Annotated in this window: 11 protein-coding genes; all 11 read right to left on the bottom strand. The window is 69.4% G+C overall.

Annotated elements, in window-relative coordinates; genetic code table 11:
* On the bottom strand, positions 1 to 967 hold a 967-nt coding region (locus G6019_RS05750; protein WP_375539747.1), incomplete at its 3' end, for a sigma 54-interacting transcriptional regulator.
* 87 nt (positions 968 to 1,054) lie between these two features.
* Positions 1,055 to 1,510 (bottom strand): carboxymuconolactone decarboxylase family protein, encoded by a 456-nt coding sequence (locus tag G6019_RS05745; protein ID WP_017838150.1) that lies wholly within the window; start codon positions 1,508 to 1,510, stop codon positions 1,055 to 1,057.
* Between the two features lie 2 nt (positions 1,511 to 1,512).
* Positions 1,513 to 2,547 (bottom strand): pirin family protein, encoded by a 1,035-nt coding sequence (locus G6019_RS05740; protein WP_182612050.1) that lies wholly within the window; start codon positions 2,545 to 2,547, stop codon positions 1,513 to 1,515.
* Positions 2,544 to 3,443 (bottom strand): SDR family NAD(P)-dependent oxidoreductase, encoded by a 900-nt coding sequence (locus G6019_RS05735; RefSeq protein WP_182612049.1) that lies wholly within the window; start codon positions 3,441 to 3,443, stop codon positions 2,544 to 2,546. Before G6019_RS05735 ends, G6019_RS05740 begins: the two co-directional genes overlap by 4 nt.
* 85 nt (positions 3,444 to 3,528) lie before the next feature.
* The gene (locus G6019_RS05730; RefSeq protein WP_107757094.1) at positions 3,529 to 4,386 is read right to left on the bottom strand and encodes an LLM class F420-dependent oxidoreductase; all 858 of its coding nucleotides are present in this window, start codon (positions 4,384 to 4,386) and stop codon (positions 3,529 to 3,531) included.
* A 74-nt stretch (positions 4,387 to 4,460) separates the two neighbouring features.
* Positions 4,461 to 5,594 (bottom strand): prenyltransferase, encoded by a 1,134-nt coding sequence (locus G6019_RS05725; RefSeq protein ID WP_107757095.1) that lies wholly within the window; start codon positions 5,592 to 5,594, stop codon positions 4,461 to 4,463.
* A 6-nt stretch (positions 5,595 to 5,600) separates the two neighbouring features.
* Complete coding sequence (locus G6019_RS05720; RefSeq protein WP_107757096.1) at positions 5,601 to 6,320, bottom strand: class I SAM-dependent methyltransferase; 720 nt, start codon at positions 6,318 to 6,320, stop codon at positions 5,601 to 5,603.
* On the bottom strand, positions 6,314 to 7,687 hold the full coding sequence (locus G6019_RS05715; protein ID WP_107757097.1) for a glycosyltransferase family 4 protein: 1,374 nt from the start codon (positions 7,685 to 7,687) through the stop codon (positions 6,314 to 6,316). Before G6019_RS05715 ends, G6019_RS05720 begins: the two co-directional genes overlap by 7 nt.
* Positions 7,688 to 7,888: 201 nt before the next feature.
* Positions 7,889 to 11,848 carry a DNA-directed RNA polymerase subunit beta' gene (locus G6019_RS05710; RefSeq protein WP_107757098.1) on the bottom strand — a complete coding sequence of 1,320 codons (3,960 nt, stop codon included), beginning with the start codon at positions 11,846 to 11,848 and terminating at the stop codon, positions 7,889 to 7,891.
* A 121-nt stretch (positions 11,849 to 11,969) separates the two neighbouring features.
* Entirely contained in the window at positions 11,970 to 15,479 is a 3,510-nt protein-coding gene (rpoB, locus tag G6019_RS05705; protein ID WP_107757099.1) for a DNA-directed RNA polymerase subunit beta, read from the bottom strand.
* Between the two features lie 426 nt (positions 15,480 to 15,905).
* Positions 15,906 to 16,427 (bottom strand): hypothetical protein (locus G6019_RS05700; protein WP_182627184.1); only part of this gene is annotated, 522 nt, incomplete at its 5' end.

Below are 16,427 nucleotides of genomic sequence, written 5' to 3'. Positions count from 1 at the left end.
CGCGCCGCCTGGCCGCGGCCGCGACGGTCTCGGCGCCGGCGATCGCGAAGCGCGCGGACACGCCGGAGGACTGGTTGACCGACTCCGAGGTCCGCAGTTCGCGCGTGAACCGGGCGAGCAGTTCCATCACGGCGTCCGGAACCTCCGCGGTGAGCTCCGCCTCCTGGCGCACGACCTCGATCTCGTCGGACAGGTCCAGCGGGTAGTGCGTGCGGATCTCGGCGCCGAACCGATCCTTGAGCGGGGTGATGATGCGTCCGCGGTTGGTGTAGTCCTCCGGGTTCGCCGAGGCCACCACCAGGACGTCGAGGGGAAGACGCAGGACGTACCCGCGGATCTGGACGTCCCGCTCCTCCATGACGTTGAGCAGCGCCACCTGGATGCGCTCGGCCAGGTCGGGGAGTTCGTTGAGCGCCACGATCCCGCGGTTCGCGCGGGGTACCAGACCGTAGTGGATCGTCTCCGGGTCGCCGAGGCGCCGTCCCTCCGCCACCCGCATCGGGTCGACGTCGCCGATCATGTCCGCCACGGAGGTGTCCGGGGTCGAGAGCTTCTCGACGTAGCGCTCGGTCCGGTGCCGCCAGTCGATCGCCAGTGAGTCCCCCTCGCGGGCGATCCGCTCCCGCGTCGCCGAGGTGATCGGAGCGAGTGGGTCCTCCCCCAGCTCGGATCCCGCGACGACGGGCGACCACTCGTCGAGCAGGCCCACCAGGGTGCGCAGCAGGCGTGTCTTGCCCTGCCCGCGCTCGCCCAGCAGGACGATGTCGTGACCGGCGATGACCGCCCTCTCGAGTTGCGGGATGACCGTCGTGTCGAAACCGTGCATCCCCGGCCAGGGATCGCGGCCCGCGGCCAGTCCGGCGAGGAGGTTCTCGCGCATCTCCTCGCGCATGCTGCGGCTGGTGTACCCCGCGGCGCGCAGGTCGCCGAGGGTCTGGACGTCCGGCTTGTCGCTCACGGGGCCCACGGTAGTCCTCCTCGCGGCCCCGTGCCCCGACCCGAGCCGGGCCTGGGTCGGCGGGGATGGGGTGCGACAGGGTGTCGAGGTCGGGATTCAGTCCTCGATCGGCACCCGGTGGTCGCTCGCGATCGACACCCTGTTGAACGCGTTGATCAGGACGATCGACCACTCCAGCGCCGAGAGCTGGTCGTCGTCGAAGTGCTCGGCGGCGGCGGCCGTGGCCTCCTCGCGCTCGGTCACCCCGTCCAACCGCGTGAGGGTCTCGGCCAGGCGGAGCGCGGCGCGTTCGGGGGCACCGAAATCGTCGATGTCCCGCCAGGCCGGCAACAGGTCGAGGCGATCCTGCGACACCCCCGCCTTCCGCGCGGCCGGGACGTGCGTGGCCAGACAGGCAGCGCACCCGTTGAGCTGGGAGACCCTGACGTTGACCAACTCGATCAGCGCCTCCTCCAGGCCCGCCCCGGTCGACGCCTCCCGGGAGGCGACCGCGGTGCGGACGAGCTGCTTGTAGACCTCACGCTGGGCGCGGTCCAGCTGCGGGACACCCATGATCAGGCGTCCTTCCCGGTCCGTGCTCGCGCCGCCGGGTTCGCCCTCGGCGTGAGCACGCTGCCGGGCAGCGTGGGCGCGGGGAGGCGGGTGAGCCCGTCGGGGTTGCGCCCGATATACCCGTCGACCCGCCCGAAGCGATCCGACCCGTCCTCCCACTCCTGCCGGTAGCGCACGATCTCGTCGTGGCTGCGGCCGATGAAGTTCCACCACATGACGATCTCCTCGCCGAACGGGGTGCCACCGATGAGGATCATGCGCGCCGGGGTGGATCCGGTGTTGTCGATCGTCAGGGTGGCCTCGCCGACCCCCGTGTAACCCAGTTGCGCGGGGTGGACTGTCACACCCTCGAGCGTGATGTCGCCGGTGTCCACCAGGAGCCCGTGTTCGAACTCCGGGTCGACATCGAAGGTGAGCCGGGCGCCGGGGTCCAGTCGGAGCTCCGCGCCCAGGAGCGGGGTGAAGGTCGCGACGGGCGACGACGAGCCCAGCAACGACCCGATGAAGACGAGCGCGGATCCGCCCTCGTACTCCACCCTCTCGGGAACGTGGTGCTCGAACGCCCGGCCGCTGGTCTCGCGGTCCCTCTCGGGCAGCACCGTCCACAGCTGCACGCCGTGCAGAACGCCCGTGTCCTGGGTCGAGACCTCGGTGTGGCAGATCCCCGCTCCGGAGGTCATGAGGTTGACCTCGCCGGGCCGGACCACCGCGTGGTTGTCACCGGAGTCGTGGTGGGTCACATTGCCCTCGAACAGCCAGCTGACGGTCTGGAGTCCGGTGTGTGGGTGGGAGGGCACGTCCATACCGCCGGTGGCCGACACGTCGTCCGGACCGTAGTGGTCGACGAAGCACCAGGCTCCGATCAGAGAGCGCTGACGTTGCGGCAGGGTCCGCCTGACCGTCATCGCGCGCGGTCCGCCGAGGGGCACGTCACGGGAGGTGATGATCTCCACCGCGGCACCGCCCGGTTCGGGCCCGCCGGGCGCTCCCCCCGCCTCGCAGTCGATCTCCTCCGGATGGGCGTCGAGGTTGCTCACGACCGCACCTCCGCGTCGGCCACGCTGGGGCCGTCGGATGCCTCTCGCCCCATCTCGAGCCTGGCGGCGTCGATCCTGCCCCTCAGCGCCGCTCTGAGTGCCCTGTCCACGACCGGGACGGGGAGGAGGTCGAGGAGCCTGCGGCCGAGATCCCATCGCACGGCGTACCGGTGGCGGGGCCGGGCGGTCGTGCCCGCGGTCCACACCGCTTCCGCCAGGAGCCGGGGATCGGCGGCCTTGTCGTCCTCGCCGGCCGCCATCTCCCCTATCACGGCGGCCATGGCGGCGAAGGGCGAACCCGGGAGCGTCGACTCCTGGAAGCGGCGCCGGATGGAGGCGGTCATGCCCGTGCGGAACGGGCCCGGTTGCACGAGCACCACGTCGAGGCCGAGGAACATGAGCTCGCGCCGGAGGGAGTCCCCGTAGGCCTCGATCGCGTGCTTGCTCATGGCGTAGGCGCCGTTCATCGGCATCCCGTGTTGCGGCCCGGTCTCCGAACTGATGAGGACCACCCGGCCGCCGGTGACGCGGAGCAGGTCGAACATCGCGTGCACCGTCCGGACGGTCCCCATCACGTTGACGTCGAGCACCTGCTGCACCCTGTCGGGGTCCGTCTCGGCGAGCGGTCCGATGCCCAGAACCCCGGCGAAGGTGATCAGCGCGTCCAGCCGGCCGTGGTCGGCGCGGACGCGGTCCGCGAGCGCCCGCAGGGACACGGGATCGGTGACGTCGACCGCCACGGGGGTGAGCCCCTCGCCCCCGACCGGCGGAGTGAGATCAGCCGCGACCACGTGCCACCCGCGGGCGGCGTAGAGCGCGGCCGTGGCGGCACCGAGACCACCCCCGGCTCCGGTGATGACGACGACGGGGGTGTCGGAGGCCGAGGCGGAGGTCATACCGCCGACGGTACCGGCGCGGCGGGTCCGCCGTGAGGGACCCGGGCGCGGGACCCGGTGAATCGGTGAATCGGGCCCCGTTCGGTCAGGCGCCGACGACGAGTCCGAGTTTGCCGGCCAGACGATCGATGTAGGCCAGCACCTCCTCCTCGGACTTGTCCGGGGTCCCGTAGACGAGCTCGTGCACGCCCAACTCGCGGTACATCTCGATCTTCTCGGGGACCGGCTTGCCGTCGAGTACCACGATGTACGGCTCCCCGTCCCGGCCGGCCTGCGCCCACAGCTCCCGCAGCTGCCGGACGCTCCCCGCGATGTCCTGGGAGATCGGGGTGGTCATCCACCCGTCGGCACTGCGGCAGATCCACTTGAAGTTCTTCTCGTTTCCCGCCGCACCGACGAGCGTCCGGGGGCCGCCCTCCTGGACGGTCTTGGGCCAGGCCCAGCTGAGGCCGAAGTCCACGAACCGGCCGTGGTACTCGGCCTCCTCCCGGGTCCACAACTCGCGCATCGCCTCGAGGTACTCGCGCAGCATGGTGCGCCGCAACGCGGGTGGGACGTTGTGATCCGCCATTTCGTCGAGGTTCCAGCCGTACCCCACCCCGAGCACCGTGCGCCCGCCCGAGAGGTGGTCGACCGAGGCGATGGTCTTGGCCAGGGTGATGGGGTCGCTCTCGACCGGGATCGCGACGGCGGTGCCGAGGCGGATCGTCGAGGTGACCGAGGACACCGCGGCGAGCGTGACCCACGGATCCAGCGTGCGGCTGTAGCGCTCGTCGGGCAGCTCGGCCCCGCCGGTTCCCGGGTGCGCGGCCTCGCGCCGGATCGGGATGTGGGTGTGCTCGGGGACGTAGAACGCCGAGAACCCCGCCTTCTCCGCGGCCACCGCGGCCACCGTCGGCCGGATCCCCCGATCACTCGTGAACAGGGTGAGTCCGAATTGCATGGGCGCTCCTCGTGCCGTCGGGATCGCCGACCGACACCTGACCAGACAGGTGTCCAGCGGCGGTTTCCGTCAGACTAGCGCACCGCGGCCGGGATCGGCGGGCACTCCTCGCCCGGGGCGCAGTCGGCCGGATCGCCCGGGGCGCTCTGCAACCGCTGCATGGTGTGGTCGGAGACGTAGCGGAAGATCTCATTGCCCGGCGTGGTGCGCGACAGCGCGTCCGCCGCGAGCAGCACCACCGCCCCCGTCCACGTGCTCAGCTCCACGGGCCAGCGCTTGCCGTCCGCGAACACCAGCCCGGTCCAGTAGGAGCCGTCTGAGTCCCGCAGGTGCTGCATGTTGGTGAACTGCTCGAGGGCCTGGTCGTGCCGGCCCGCCGCCTCGAGCGCGAGCACGAGCTCGCACGTCTCGGCGCCGGTGACCCACGGACGGTGGTCCACGCACCGGATGCCCAGCCCGTCGACGACGAACCGGTCCCAGTGGGCATCCAACCGCTGCTGCGCCTGCTCACCCACCATCACCCCGCCGAGCACCGGGTAGTACCAGTCCATGGAGAACTCGGCCTTGGGGGTGAACAGTTCGGGGTGCGCCCGCAGGGCGTGCCCGAGGGAGTCGGCGGCGGCGTCCCAGTCCGGGGCCGTCTCACCGAGTTCCTCGGCGATCGCGACGCCACACCGCAGGGCGTGGTGGACACTCGAGGACCCTGTGATGAGGGCCTCCTCGCAGAAGCCCTCGTCCCCGGCGCCCCACCACATCTGCCCCTCCGGGCCCTGGAAGGTCAGCACCAGGTCCAGTGCCCTGCGCACCGTCGGCCACATCGACTCCAGGAATCCCTGCCGGGCCGTGACCAGGTGGTGGTGCCATACACCGACAGCGACGTAGGCGCAGAAGTTGGAGTCCGTGTCCGCGTCGACGACGACCCCGTCCTGCCACCGCACCGGCCACGAGCCGTCGCCGCGCTGGGTGTCCCGGAGGAAGCCGTAGGCCCTCTCGGCGGCCTCCCACTGCCCGGCCACGGACAGCCCCATGGCGGACTCCACGTGGTCCCACGGGTCGGTGTGCCCGCCGGTGAACCACGGGATCTCCCCGTTCGGACGCTGCACGGAGGCGATCCACTCGCCGGTGGCCCGCGCCGCGTCGGCGTCGAGCACCCCCGGGACGCTGGGGACGGGACGGGACCGGTCTACTGCGGTGTCGGAGGTGAGCACTGACGATCAGGCCTCCGCGGGCTTGCGGAGGTAGAACACGATGGATTTGCCCATCACCGGGTTCAGGACCTTCTCGGCGGTCCGGGTGAGCCAGGGCCCCTTCATCAGGTCCCACACCAGGAGCTTGTGGTAGGCCTTGGGCAGCGGGTGGTCGTCGTTCTCCGTGCCCACCGCGCACTTGAGCCACCAGTAGGGGGCGTGCAGCGCGTGCGCGAAGCCGGTGCCGGTGACCTCCAGGCCCGCGGCGCGCAGCTTGTAGCCCAACTCCTCGGCGGTGTAGATGCGGCAGTGTCCGCCCGGGTTCGAGTGGTAGGCGTCCGAGAGCTTCCAGCAGAGCTTCTCCGGCCACTCGCGCGGCACGGTCACCGCGGCGACCCCACCCGGCTTGAGGATCCGCACCAACTCGGCGATCGCCCGGGTGTCCTCCGGGACGTGCTCGAGAACCTCGGAGATGAGCACCAGGTCGAAGGTGCCGTCCTCGTAGGGCATGTCCAGCGCGTCACCGGTGACGGCCTCCCCCTTGGAGGTGGGCAGCCCCTCTCCCTCGGCCTCCATCGCGGCGAGCATCTCGGTCACCTGACGCATCTCGTCGGCGTTCTGGTCGAAGGCCGTGACGTCGGCTCCGCGGCGGTACAGCTCGAAGGTGTGCCGTCCGAGGCCGGCCCCCACGTCGATGGCTCGCATGCCGGGGGTGACCCCCAGACGGTCGAAGTCTGCGGTCAACATGCGGCGTCCTCCTGCTCACGGATGTCGTACTCCCCGGGATCCGGGAGCACCTCGGACACGTCGTCGGTGACGTGCTCGTCTAGCTCTGCCTGGTCCGGCCCGATGACCGGTCCGGCGGTGAGGTCCGGGAGCGTCTCGCCCCGGACCCTGGCGATCGCCGTCTCGTAGACCTCGACGGTCCGCCGTGCCACGGCGGCCCAGCTGTACCGCTCCATCACCCGCTGCCGCCCGCCGCGCGACAGGCGTCGTCGCTCGATCGGATCGGACAACAACGCGCTGATCTCGCGGGCGAGCCCGTCGACGTCGCCGGGCTCGACGAGCCGGGCGGCGATGTCGTCGGTGCCGACGACCTCCGGGAGAGCGCCCGCGCGGCTGGCGATCAACGCACAGCCGCTCGACATGGCCTCGACCGCGGGCAGCGAGAAGCCCTCGTACATGCTCGGAACGACCGAGATCTCCGCCGTGCCCACGAGCTCGGCCAGCTCGTCGTCGTCGACCCCCGACACCAGGTCGACCGCGTCGCGGAGCCCCAGCGAGTCCAGCAGCCTGGCGGCCTCCCCCTTGCGCTTGAGCTTGGAGACGAGTGTCAGCCTCACCCCCGGATGGTCCCGCCGGACCTTCGCGAGCGCGCGCAGCAGGATCGGCACACCCTTGAGCGGCTGATCGGCGCTGGCCACGCACACCAGCCGGCCGGGCTCGCGGTCTCGTCGATCGTGGAAACGGTCGGTGTCGACCCCAAGTGGGATGGTCACGATCCGGTCGGGGTCCACACCGAAGTCGGACGCGATGTCCTCGGCGGAGTTGCTGGAGACGGTGATGATCTCCTCGAGCTTCCGGGACACGCGGATCTGCATGCCGAGGAAGCCGAACCAGCGCCAGGTGGTGATCTTCTTGCGCCAGGGAGCCTCCTTCATGGCGAGGTCGCGATCCCGGGTGATGGGGTGGTGCACCGTGGCGACGACCGGGAACCCGGCCTCCTCGAGCGCCAACAGTCCACTTCCCAGGCACTGGTTGTCGTGCACCACGTCGAAGTCGGCGAGCCGCGGTGTGAGGGCACGGGCCGCACGGAGACTGAACGTGCGCGGCTCCGGGAACCCGGCGGTCCACATCGTCACCACCTCGAGGAGGTCGATCAGGTCGCGGATCTCCCGGGGGTGCGGCGTGCGGAACGGATCGGCGTCGTTGTACAGGTCCAGGCTCGGCACCCTGGTGAGCGTCGGCCCCGGGTCGAGCTCGGGGTACGGCTGTCCGGAGAACACCTCGACGGTGTGACCCAATGCGGCCAACTCGCGGCTGAGGTGCCGGACGTAGACGCCCTGCCCGCCGCCGTGTGGCTTGCTCCTGTACGAGAGCAGTGCGATGCGCACGGTCTATCGCTCCCCTTCCGGTCATCCGGCCCCGGTCCGCCGCGAGGACCGCGGCGGCTCAGGGCACATCGAGCAAGTCTAGAACACGTTCGCGGCCAGCGACGACACGGCCGGGGCCGACGCACCGGACCCCCGGGCGCTCGGGGCGTCCGGGGGTCCGGTGGTGGTGCGTGCCGGCGAATGGCCGCCGGTGGGGTCGGCTCAGTACCCCAGGTCGTCCAGGCGGACCGACGCGCCGGTGGCGTCGCCGAATCCGTCCTCGGGACCGTAGAACCCATCCCCGTAATCCGGGATGGAGTAGGCCGCCGCGCGGGCCTCCTCGGTGGGCTCGACCGTCGAGTTCCGGTACCGGTTGATGCCGGTACCCGCCGGGATGAGCTTACCGATGATGACGTTCTCCTTGAGGCCCACGAGCCTGTCCGAACGCCGGTTGATGGCGGCGTCCGTGAGCACGCGGGTGGTCTCCTGGAAGGAGGCCGCCGACAACCACGAGTCCGTGGCGAGCGAGGCCTTGGTGATACCCATGAGGACCGGTCGCGCCGAGGCCGGCGAGCCGCCCTCGGTGAGGACGCGACGGTTCTCCGCGGTGAGCTCGGCGCGCTCGACCAGGGCACCGGGCAGGAACTCGGTGCTGTTGGACTCGTTGATGGCGACGCGACGCATCATCTGGCGGACGATCACCTCGAGGTGCTTGTCGTGGATCGACACGCCCTGCGCGCGGTAGACCTTCTGCACCTCGTCGACGAGGAACTTCTGGACACCGTTCGGGCCCAGGATGGCCAGAACCTCGTGCGGGTCGGCCGGCCCCTCGAGCAGCGGCTGCCCGCGGTCGAGGTGGTCGCCGTCGACGATCGGGCGGGAGGACCCGTCATCGAGGGTGATGTGCGCGAGTCCCTGACGCTTGGACAGCTTCTCGTACACGATCTCGTCCGCGCCGTTGTCCGGCACGATCGTGATGGTGTAGAAGCGCTCCTCCTCCTCGAGGCGGATGCGGCCCGCCTCCTCGGCGATCGGGGCCTTGCCCTTGGGTACCCGGGCCTCGAAGAGCTCCTGCACACGCGGCAGACCGCCGGTGATGTCGTCACCGACGCCACCCTGGTGGAACGTGCGCATGGTCAGCTGGGTGCCCGGCTCACCGATGGACTGGGCGGCGACGATGCCGACGGCCTCGCCGATGTCGACCAGCAGACCGGTCGCCATGGACCGGCCGTAGCAGGTGGCGCAGACTCCCGTACCCGTGGTGCAGGTGAGGACCGAGCGGACCTTGACCTTCTCCACTCCGGCGGCGATGAGCGCCTCGATGGTCGGGTCGCCGAGGTCGGTGCCGGCGGCCACGATGACCGTCCCGGAGGCGTCGACCGCGTCCTCCGCGAGGGTGCGGGCGAACGTCGAGGTCTCGACGTGCTCGTCCCGCGAGAGAGCACCGGTCTCGACCCCGTGCGCGTCCACCTCACGTCGGGCGATGACGGTCTCGATGCCCTTGCTCGTCCCACAGTCCGTCTCGCGGACGATGACGTCCTGGGAGACATCGACGAGACGCCGCGTGAGGTAGCCCGAGTCGGCCGTACGGAGCGCCGTGTCGGCCAGACCCTTGCGCGCACCGTGCGTGTTCATGAAGTACTCGAGCACGGTCAGACCCTCGCGGAACGAGGACTTGATGGGCTGCGGGATGAACTCGCCGTTCGGACGCGTCACCAGGCCCTTCATGCCCGCGAGCGAGCGGATCTGGGTCATGTTGCCCGCCGCGCCCGACTTGACGATCGTCGGGATGGGGTTGGAGTCCGGGTAGTTGGCCTCCATGGCCTGACCGATCTCGTCGGTGGCCTCCTGCCAGAGCTTGACCAGGTCGCTCTTGCGCTCCTCGTCGGTGATCTTGCCCAGGCCGAACTGCGACTCGAGGCGGGCCGCCTTGGCGTCGTACGAGGCGAGGATCTCCTTCTTGGCCGGCGGGACCAGGACGTCGGACATCGCGATGGTGACGCCCGAGCGGGTGGCCCAGTAGAAACCGGTGTCCTTGAGCTTGTCCACCGTCTGCGCGACGACGATCATCGGGTACCGCTCGGCGAGGTCGTTGATGATCACGGCCTGTCGCTTCTTCGGCATCTGCTCGTTGACGAACGGGTAGTCCGCCGGGAGCAGCTCGTTGAACATCACGCGACCCAGCGTGGTCTCGGCCATCCACTCCTGGCCCTGGCTCCACCCCTCGGGGAACAGCTCGGCCTCGATCTCGGCGGGGGGCCGCTGGTGCGTCATCCGCACCCGGATCGGCGCGTGGATGTCCAGCACCCCCAGGTCGACGGCCATGATGGCCTCCGCCGGGGTCGAGTACACGCCGGTCGCCGGGGCGTCCTGCGTGGCCGGGACATAGGCGCCCGTGGCTCCCTCGTCGAGCCGGGTCAGGTAGTACAGACCCGTCACCATGTCCAGACGCGGCATGGCGAGCGGTCGGCCCGACGCCGGCGACAGGATGTTGTTCGAGGCGAGCATGAGGATGCGGGCCTCGGCCTGCGCCTCCGCCGACAGCGGCAGGTGCACGGCCATCTGGTCACCGTCGAAGTCGGCGTTGAACGCCTCACACACGAGCGGGTGGAGCTGGATGGCCTTGCCCTCGACGAGCTGCGGCTCGAACGCCTGGATGCCGAGGCGGTGCAGCGTGGGCGCGCGGTTGAGCATCACCGGGTGCTCGGCGATGACCTCTTCGAGCACATCCCACACCTGGTCGCGCTGACGCTCGACCATCCGCTTGGCGGACTTGATGTTCTGGGCGTGGTTGAGGTCCACCAGCCGCTTCATGACGAACGGCTTGAACAGCTCGAGAGCCATGAGCTTGGGCAGACCGCACTGGTGCAACTGGAGCTGCGGACCCACGACGATGACGGAACGACCCGAGTAGTCGACGCGCTTGCCGAGCAGGTTCTGGCGGAACCGGCCCTGCTTGCCCTTGAGGAGGTCCGAGAGCGACTTGAGCGGTCGGTTGCCCGGCCCCGTGACGGGCCGCCCACGACGACCGTTGTCGAACAGCGCGTCCACGGACTCCTGCAGCATCCGCTTCTCGTTGTTGACGATGATCTCGGGGGCACCGAGATCCATCAGCCGCTTGAGACGGTTGTTGCGGTTGATCACGCGGCGGTAGAGGTCGTTGAGGTCCGAGGTGGCGAACCGGCCGCCGTCGAGCTGGACCATCGGACGCAGCTCCGGCGGGATCACCGGGACGGCCCCGAGCACCATCGCGGCCGGGTTGTTGCCCGAGCGCAGGAACGCGGAGACGACCTTGAGACGCTTGAGGGCGCGGATCTTCTTCTGGCCCTTGCCGTTGCGGATGATGTCGCGCAGGCTCTCGGCCTCGCTCTCGAGGTCGAAGTTCTCCAGCAGCGACTGGATAGCCTCGGCACCCATCCCGCCCTCGAAGTACTCGCCGAAGCGGTCCTCGAGCTCGCGGTAGATGCTCTCGTCCACGATGATCTGGTTGACCTCCAGCTTGGTGAAGGTGGTCCAGATCTCCTCGAGACGGTCCAGCTCACGCTGGGCCGACTCGCGGATCTTCTTCATCTCCTTCTCGCCGCCGTCCTTGACCTTGCGGCGCTGGTCGGCCTTGGCACCCTCGGCCTCCAGTTCGGCCAGGTCGGCCTCGAGCTTCTTGGCGCGTGCCTCGATGTCGGAGTCCCGCTCGTCCTCGATGATCTTGCGCTCTTCGAGGATCTGCGCCTCGAGGGTGCTGAGCTCGTTGTGGCGCAGGTCGGAGTCCACGCCGGTGATGACGTAGGCCGCGAAGTAGATGATCTTGTCGAGGTCCTTGGGCGCGAGGTCCAGGAGGTAGCCCAGCCGCGACGGGACGCCCTTGAAGTACCAGATGTGGGTGACGGGCGCGGCCAGCTCGATGTGGCCCATCCGCTCACGACGCACCTTGGCGCGGGTGACCTCGACGCCACAGCGCTCACAGATGATGCCCTTGAAGCGCACGCGCTTGTACTTGCCGCAGTAGCACTCCCAGTCCCGGGTGGGGCCGAAGATCTTCTCGCAGAACAGGCCCTCCTTCTCCGGCTTGAGGGTGCGGTAGTTGATGGTCTCCGGCTTCTTGACCTCGCCGTAGGACCAGTTGCGGATGTTCTCCGCCGTCGCCAGGCTGATGACCAGCTCGTCGAAGTAGTTGACGTCCTGCACGTAGGCGTCCTTTCCCGTATGGGATGGTGGCGGGCCCCTCGCGGGGTGGGGCCGGTACGGGGCCCGCCGTGGTGATACTGACTCTGTCGGATGCGGGGCGCCGGTTGCGCGCCCCAGGCGCCTACTGCGCCAGCTCGTCCGCGGCCGAGGACTCGTCCCGGGAGAGGTTGATCCCCAGGTTCGCGGCGGTGCGGTCGAGGTCGTCGTCCTCGGCGCCCTCACCCAACGAGACCGCCTGACCGTCGCTGGAGAGCACCTCGACGTTGAGGCACAGCGACTGCAGCTCCTTGAGCAGGACCTTGAACGACTCCGGGATCCCGGGCTCGGGGATGTTCTCCCCCTTGACGATCGCCTCGTACACCTTCACTCGGCCCACGACGTCGTCGGACTTGATCGTGAGCAGCTCCTGGAGGGTGTACGCGGCACCGTAGGCCTGCATCGCCCAGCACTCCATCTCACCGAAGCGCTGGCCACCGAACTGGGCCTTACCGCCGAGCGGCTGCTGGGTGATCATCGAGTACGGACCCGTGGAGCGGGCGTGGATCTTGTCGTCCACCAGGTGGTGCAGCTTGAGGATGTACATGTACCCCACGGACACCGGGTACGGGAAGGGCTCACCCGACCGACCGTCGATCAGGGTCGCCTTGCCGTCGGCCTCCACCATCCGCTCCCCGTCGCGGTTCGGGAGGGTGCAGCCGAGCAGGCCGGTGATCTCCGTGTCCGCCGCGCCGTCGAAGACGGGCGTGGCCGTGTTGGTGCCGGCCTCGACGCTGTGGATCTCCTCCGGCAGCTTGGACGCCCACTCGGGGAGGGAACCGTCCGCCTCGCGGGGCACCTCCCAGCCCGCCTTGGCCAGCCAGCCGAGGTGGGTCTCCATGATCTGACCGATGTTCATACGACGCGGGACGCCGTGCGTGTTGAGGATGATGTCCACGGGTGTGCCGTCGGGCATGAACGGCATGTCCTCGGCGGGGAGGATCTTGCCGATGACGCCCTTGTTGCCGTGGCGACCGGCGAGCTTGTCGCCGTCCTGGATCTTGCGCTTCTGCGCCACGTAGACCCGGACCAACTCGTTCACGCCGGGGGGCAGGTCGTCGTCGTCGTCGCGCGAGAACACGCGGACGCCGATCACCTTCCCGGACTCGCCGTGAGGCACCTTGAGCGAGGTGTCGCGCACCTCGCGCGCCTTCTCACCGAAGATCGCGCGCAGCAGGCGCTCCTCGGGGGTGAGCTCGGTCTCGCCCTTGGGCGTGACCTTGCCGACCAGCACGTCGCCGTCACGGACCTCGGCGCCGATGCGCACGATGCCGCGGTCGTCCAGGTCCGCCAGGACCTCGTCGGAGACGTTGGGGATGTCGCGGGTGATCTCCTCGGCGCCCAGCTTGGTGTCGCGGGCGTCGATCTCGTGCTCCTCGATGTGGATGGACGTGAGCACGTCCTCCTCCACGAGTCGCTGCGAGAGGATGATCGCGTCCTCGTAGTTGTGACCCTCCCACGGCATGATCGCCACGAGCAGGTTCTTGCCGAGCGCCATCTCGCCGTTCTCGGTGCAGGGTCCGTCGGCGAGGACCTGACCGGCCTCGACGCGCATCCCCTCGTCCACGATCGGCTTCTGGTTGGAGCACGTGCCCTGGTTGGACCGCGCGAACTTGGCCAGGCGGTAGGTCTGACGTCCCCCGTCGTCGTCCATGACGGTGATGAAGTCGGCCGAGACCTCCTCCACCACGCCCGCACGGGTGTTGACGACGACGTCGCCCGCGTCCACGGCCGCGCGCAGCTCCATGCCGGTGCCGACGAGCGGCGACTCGGACCGCACGAGCGGGACCGACTGACGCTGCATGTTCGCGCCCATCAGGGCACGGTTGGCGTCGTCGTGCTCGAGGAACGGGATCATGGCGGTGGCCACGGAGACCATCTGCCGCGGCGAGACGTCCATGTAGTCGACATCCGTGCCCGCGACGACCTCGACGTCACCGTGCTTCTTGCGCACGAGGACGCGGTCCTCGACGAACCTGCCGTTCTCGTCGATCTCCGAGTTGGCCTGCGCCACGACGTGGCGGTCCTCCTCGTCGGCGGTGAGGTAGTCGACCTGGTCGGTGACCGCGCCGTCGACGACCCGGCGGTAGGGGGTCTCGATGAAGCCGAACGGGTTGACCCGCGCGTAGACCGAGAGCGACCCGATCAGACCGATGTTCGGACCTTCGGGGGTCTCGATCGGGCACATGCGACCGTAGTGCGAGGCGTGCACGTCGCGCACCTCGAGGCCGGCGCGCTCACGCGACAGACCGCCGGGGCCCAGGGCGGACAGGCGCCTCTTGTGGGTCAGGCCCGACAGCGGGTTGTTCTGGTCCATGAACTGCGACATCTGGGAGGTTCCGAAGAACTCCTTGAGCGCGGCGGTGATGGGCCGGATGTTGATCAGCGACTGCGGGGTGATCGCCTCGGAGTCCTGCGTGGTCATCCGCTCACGGACCACGCGCTCCATCCGGGACAGGCCCACGCGGACCTGGTTCTGGATGAGCTCGCCGACGGTGCGCAGACGACGGTTTCCGAAGTGGTCGATGTCGTCGACGTCGACCGGGACCTCGCGGCCCCCCGGGACCTGCATCGAGGTCTCGCCCGCGTGGAGGCGCACGAGGTACTCGATGGTGGCGGCGATGTCCTCACGCGTGAGCGTGGTGGTGTCGTCTCCCTCGGGATCCGGCAGACCGAGCTTGCGGTTGACCTTGTAGCGGCCGACGCGGGCCAGGTCGTAGCGCTTCTCCTTGAAGAACAGGTTCTCCAGGAGCGCCTCCGCGGACTCGCGGGTCGGCGGCTCGCCCGGACGCAGCTTGCGGTAGATCTCGAGCAGGGCCTGGTCCGTGTCCTCGACCGTGTCCTTCTCGAGGGTGGACATCATGATCTCGGAGAAGCCGTAGCGCTCCTTGATCTCGGTGGTGGTCCAGCCGAGGGCCTTGAGCAGCACGGTCACGGACTGACGGCGCTTGCGGTCGATACGCACGCCGACCGTGTCGCGCTTGTCCACGTCGAACTCCAGCCACGCACCGCGCGACGGGATGACCTTCACGGAGTGGACGTCCCGCTCCGTCGACTTGTCGCGGCTCCGGTCGAAGTAGACGCCGGGCGAGCGGACGAGCTGCGAGACGACGACGCGCTCGGTGCCGTTGATGATGAACGTGCCCTTGTCCGTCATCATCGGGAAGTCACCCATGAAGACGGTCTGCGACTTGATCTCGCCCGTCTCGGTGTTCTCGAACTCGGCCGTGACGAACAGGGGCGCCTCGTACGTACGATCCTTCTCGCGGCAGTCCTCCATCGAGGCCTTGACCTCTTCGAAGTACGAATCGGAGAACGAGAGCGACATGGATCCGGAGAAGTCCTCGATCGGGGAGATCTCCCTGAGGATCGACTCCAGGCCTCCCTCGAGGTTCGTGACGCCGCGGGACGCGGCCCTCTGCTGCCACTCCTCCGACCCGATGAACCACTCGAACGACTCCGTCTGGAGGTCGAGCAGTCCCGGGACCGGCAACGGCTCGGAGAGTTTCGCGAACGAGACCCTCCGGGGCGCACCGGGAACGGTGGAAACTGACTTGGTCTGGCGGGAGACTGCCAAGATGGGTCCTTCCAGCACCTCACGTGATCACCACGGGCGGTGACCACAGATGTATCTGCGAGCGGTCCGCCGACGGGTATCCACCCGAATCCGACCCGGTCGAGGACTCGAAGATCACCCGGTGGGACCGGGGACGAGCCGTCACGGACGGACGAGAGTGCAAATAGCAGCCAGCGCAACGACCTAATCTAGCGGATGGCGGCGCGGAAGTCCAGCCGTCGACGGGGGTGCCCCCGGAGGCTGTGTGCTGGCGGGTACGCCGTCCGTCCCTGCGCTGGTTGCCCTCGTGGCTCTCGCCTCATCGGCCCCCGGTCGGGACGTCGCACCTGCGGGCGATCTGATCGCCCGACGCCCCTAAAGGGTGACGGGTCGACGGCCGTTCGTCAAGGATCTCGTCCGGTCCGGCCCGGAGATGCCCCGCGACCGGACCCGCCCGACCGCCCGTCAGGAGGGGAGGTCGGGGATCCGTGACAGCTTCCACACCCCGTCGATCCGGTCGAGACCGACCAGGTACGTACCGCTGGTGCTGCCTGCCGCGATGCCGTCGCGGGTCATCGAGACGTCCTGCACCAGGAGCACCTCGGCCTTGTCCCCGTCGAGGTAGGACAGCCCCGCCTCACGGACCTGTGCCTCGACGGCGGTGGCCGACTGCTCGTAGCTGTCGCGCAGAGCGGGCCAGTTCTGGTCCAACTCGGACACGAGCTCCGGGGTGAGGAACTCTCCGAGTGAGTCGTGGTACTCGTCCAGCGCCTCGTGGTCGATCGCGACCAGACGTTGGACGTTCGTGCTCGCCGCGGTGAGGACCTCGTCGGTGACGGCCGGGTCGACGAACGCCTGGTTGTCCACGTCGATCCCGGGCTCCGTGGCCAGGAACGCCCCGGTCGCCCCCGCCACCAGGCCCACCGCCAGCGCGGCGTACGCGAGGGTCCTCCCCGAGAACGCCCGGCGGGCCGGCCGGGCGGACCC

It is taken from the genome of Dietzia sp. DQ12-76 (genome assembly GCF_014145045.1).
In the GTDB taxonomy this organism is placed as follows: domain Bacteria; phylum Actinomycetota; class Actinomycetes; order Mycobacteriales; family Mycobacteriaceae; genus Dietzia.
This window is presented reverse-complemented; position numbering and strand designations above follow the sequence as displayed.

Bases quoted from the DNA above. Each gene is read 5' to 3' on its own strand.
- G6019_RS05730 (WP_107757094.1), bottom strand. From the start codon at position 4,386: ATGCAATTCGGACTCACCCTGTTCACGAGTGATCGGGGGATCCGGCCG.
- G6019_RS05720 (WP_107757096.1), bottom strand. From the start codon at position 6,320: ATGTTGACCGCAGACTTCGACCGTCTGGGGGTCACCCCCGGCATGCGA.
- G6019_RS05735 (WP_182612049.1), bottom strand. From the start codon at position 3,443: ATGACCTCCGCCTCGGCCTCCGACACCCCCGTCGTCGTCATCACCGGA.
- G6019_RS05745 (WP_017838150.1), bottom strand. From the start codon at position 1,510: ATGGGTGTCCCGCAGCTGGACCGCGCCCAGCGTGAGGTCTACAAGCAG.